Below are 2248 nucleotides of genomic sequence, written 5' to 3' on the forward strand. Positions count from 1 at the left end.
CCTCGATGGGCAACTCGCCAAACTCCCCCTTGAGGGTCTTCTTGCTCTTGCCGTTTCGGGTGTTGCCGGCGGGGTTGGCCACCGCTTCGTTGCGTTCATGGCCCAGGTGCTCAGTCAGCTCGGCGTCCAAGGCTCGCTCGACCAGCAGCTTGGTCAACTGCTTGAGCAGGCCGTTCTCGCCGATGAGGTCTTCAGGCTTCTTGTAGTTGGCCAGCAGGCCAGACAGCAGTTCTTCGGGTACGTCGTGTTTCTTGGTGTTCATTGTGCTTACCGACAGGCCGGCTTGCGCCGGCGGTGGATTGTCCGTTTACACAAAATTCTGTACACCCTCGACTTCCGAAGCGAATCGGATGCGTCCAAGAGCGCTTGGCGCATGGCGTTGGCCTCCTTGAAGTGCAACAGAGGGATGTCCAATGGAACACCGGAAACCATATCCACTGCAGGCTGGGCCAACGCAGTGATCGACCTTGCCACCCTTCCGCCCACGAACCAGGCCAGCCACAAACCCAGGCCGAGCGCTCCCAGTGTTGCGAGAACCAATCGAAGCAATGTCTGGCGCAGACCTGCTGTCAGTTCCGCCTTGGGAATCCCCACGGCGACGCCCCAGTGAGAGGTCGGCGATCTGCTGTAGGCCGTCAGTACGGGGACGCCGTCAAGCGTGACGGACTCCAGACTGCCTTCGCCGGACGTCTGCATCCGCGCTAACAAGGCTGGAGCGACGGGTTTGCCAAGAAACTTCTCAATCTCATGTGACCGAGCCACGATCCTATTGTTACCGTCGGTGATCGCTACGCGCCATGTCTCGGGAAAAGCATTGGCCTTCAGCAAGGCCATGAATGGCTGGTGTGTGTAGGTGGCGTTCAGCGAGTAGGCAATGGAATCATCGACCCTCACCGGTACGCCAACGGTGAAGATCCGCTGGTTGGTGATCGGTCCCACGAACAGGTCTGAAACACCAGGCTTTCCTGTTTCCAGAATTCTCTCTAGGAGCTTGGCGTCCGCTACCTTAGGCAGTGAGTCACCATATGGAACGCGTGTGGAGAGAAGAATCTGACCGGATCTGTCGAGGACGAGAATGCTGTCCGCTCGCACGTTCGCCAGCGCCTCGAGTGCGCGACGGTGAAACCCTTCCAGGTCACCTGTCGCCAAGCGGTGAGAGGTGCTGAGGGCCAGAAGCGCCGATTGGGCTGCTGCAAACTCCCGGTCTACCGAAAGCACCAAGCTTTGCGCTCGGTTGATCGCAGATTTGGAAAGCTGGATCTGTTCTCGCTCGTAGTAATTGAGGAACAGTAGACCCGCGACAAGTGAGATTGGGAGGACACAAACAACCACCAATAGCGCCAGCGTGGCACGGATACTGGGAGCGCCCTTGGTCGAAATTCTCAGCCAACGATGAGGCAAAGGCGCCGCACTGGGGGGCTGAGGTGAGAAAGCCATGCCGGGTCCTACGTAGTTATGCACGTATTGGAGATCTGCATCCAGGCCTCGGTCGGTCCCCCGCAGCCGTTTGCGGGATGCGCTCCATTCTGACCGTATGGTATCGCCAAGCCGACTGGTGGGTCTGGCTAGATAGCTATAGGTATCCGGTTCGGCCGCGGCACTTGAAACCCCGCCCCGCGTATGTGGATATGAGGCAACGGGTCGAGACAATGGGCATGGATTTCTTCAGTGGTTTCGCACCTATCTTGCGACGGCTGTGTCGATTGCCTGCGTGGGTTCACGGGCCGCTGCCTGAGCATCCCTGTGAGCACAAAAAAAGGGCTGGTGTCCATGGACGCCAGCCCTTCTTGAGAAAGCTAGGCTTTACCTATCCATCACAGCAGCCCAGCATTTCCATGCAGCACTTAGCGAGTTCTGAGCAGCAATCGATTTGGGCCATGGCCACGCCTGCAATCGAAAGCAAGAGCGGCCACACTGAACTTCAAAAGTTTGTTCTTCATAGGAATGTTCCTGTTTAGGTTGAATAGAAATTGAGAAATCAACCCAAACCTAGTCAGGAGGTCGCCACACCGATGCCCGCCAAGAAGTCCAGTCTTTTACAGAGCCGTCGGGCATGCCTGTGGACTGAGGTGAATCCGACCTGCGGGACAGCGTGGAGGTCATCAGGTGCAAGCCGCAGGGTTGGCAGCCCGGAATAGCTACCAGTGCATATTCATCGTGCACCAGATGCCAATCTGACCTAATTTCGTCTGCGCTCCCCTCCCGCCCATCCGAAGAGCAGCGCCAGCAGGATACTGTGATTAAAATC

Annotated in this window: 2 protein-coding genes; both read right to left on the minus strand. The window is 57.5% G+C overall.

Translation table 11 applies throughout. The annotated features are described in order from the left end of the window. Positions 1–262: transposase (locus DBR23_RS02795; RefSeq protein WP_199227618.1), on the minus strand; the 262-nt coding region annotated here is incomplete at its 3' end. A 5-nt stretch (positions 263–267) separates the two neighbouring features. Then, complete coding sequence (locus DBR23_RS02800; protein ID WP_108497245.1) at positions 268–1437, minus strand: cache domain-containing protein; 1170 nt, start codon at positions 1435–1437, stop codon at positions 268–270. Between the last annotated feature and the right edge of the window lie 811 nt (positions 1438–2248).

It is taken from the genome of Acidovorax sp. HMWF018 (assembly GCF_003061035.1).
In the GTDB taxonomy this organism is placed as follows: Bacteria; Pseudomonadota; Gammaproteobacteria; order Burkholderiales; family Burkholderiaceae_C; genus Acidovorax; species Acidovorax delafieldii.

Coding starts and splice junctions, on each gene's coding strand:
- DBR23_RS02800 (WP_108497245.1), bottom strand. CDS start 1,437: ATGGCTTTCTCACCTCAGCCCCCCAGTGCGGCGCCTTTGCCTCATCGT.